Genomic DNA, 1153 nt, shown 5'->3' on the forward strand with positions numbered 1-1153 from the left:
AGGCATTAATGCCGTAGTCGTCAATAGCAAGTTTAAAGCCTCCGTCACTCAGTTCTTTCGTCGCTTTGTACAGAAAGGACTCATCGCCTGCGCTTAATTCAACTAACTCCATCACGATTTGTTCGCGACACAAATCCGCCTCACAAATCACTTGCTTTAGTAAATGGCTGTATGAAAGGTCCTTCGCCAGCATTTCTGCAGCTCTGGGAAGCACATTAAGAAAGAGCTTTTTGTTGCGGTAACGAGATTGCCCAAAGTTTTTGATGTGAATAAGGCGACTAAGTCGCTCGACATTAAGTTGAACATGTTCAGAGATGGAAGGAGATTGGAAAAAGAGATCCGGACGTATCATAGAACCATCCGCAGTGCTGATTCGGACTAAGGCTTCCAAGCCGATGATGGAAAGATCCTTTTTATAAATGGGTTGGAAGACACTGCGAAGTGTCAAGTCCTCATATTGCGCGATGTACTGCCCATCTACTTGTTTAGAAATGCAGCCAAGAAGCTGCGAGATGCTCATCATTATTACGACAACCTAGATCAATGGTTTTTGATTGGTGTTACATGGACACCAACTTTGATTTCAGTAGTCAGAATCTAATTGGGCTAGGCCATATGAGGCAAGAGGGTTAATACGAGATGATTAGATTTATCGAGCCGTATCAAACAAATGTATGAATAGACTGATAATCTACCTGTTGCAATTTGATACTACCACTGTAATACGGCGTACAACTGCAAGTACTTTCGAACCAGTTGCTGTTTGTTAGAACGACGCAAAGGGTGGCCAAATTTGATGTAACAAGGGCTGATACCAAAGCGTGTATCAAGGGATTGAGTGAGCTGAGATTCACTGGTGTAAAGAGTGATGCCTTGCTCAGTATATTCGTTGATTTGATCCGGCAATTCACCCATCCACCAATGGAGCAGTTCTCGGCTGGTTTTACTGCGACTGATCCAATGATCGCAAACAAGGAAGAGTAGGTCGTTAGGTTGCAGCGCGTAGCCATACTCGCTTTGCCATTCGGTAATTGAAGACAACAAGTTTTCGCGACACGATTTACCGGCACTGACCATGTGATGGCTTAACACCCAAACCGTACCAATCTCAGAAGAAATGCGATAGTGGTGAGGTAGGTCTGGAGCGTCGAGT

At 44.2% G+C, this 1153-nt stretch carries 2 protein-coding genes; both read right to left on the reverse strand.

Annotated elements, in window-relative coordinates; all coding sequences use genetic code 11:
- On the reverse strand, positions 1–523 hold a 523-nt coding region (locus R7Q48_RS24530; RefSeq protein WP_318132704.1), incomplete at its 3' end, for an EAL domain-containing protein.
- Between the two features lie 188 nt (positions 524–711).
- Positions 712–1153: hypothetical protein (locus R7Q48_RS24535; protein ID WP_318132707.1), on the reverse strand; the 442-nt coding region annotated here is incomplete at its 5' end.

Source organism: Vibrio sp. 378, assembly GCF_033339435.1.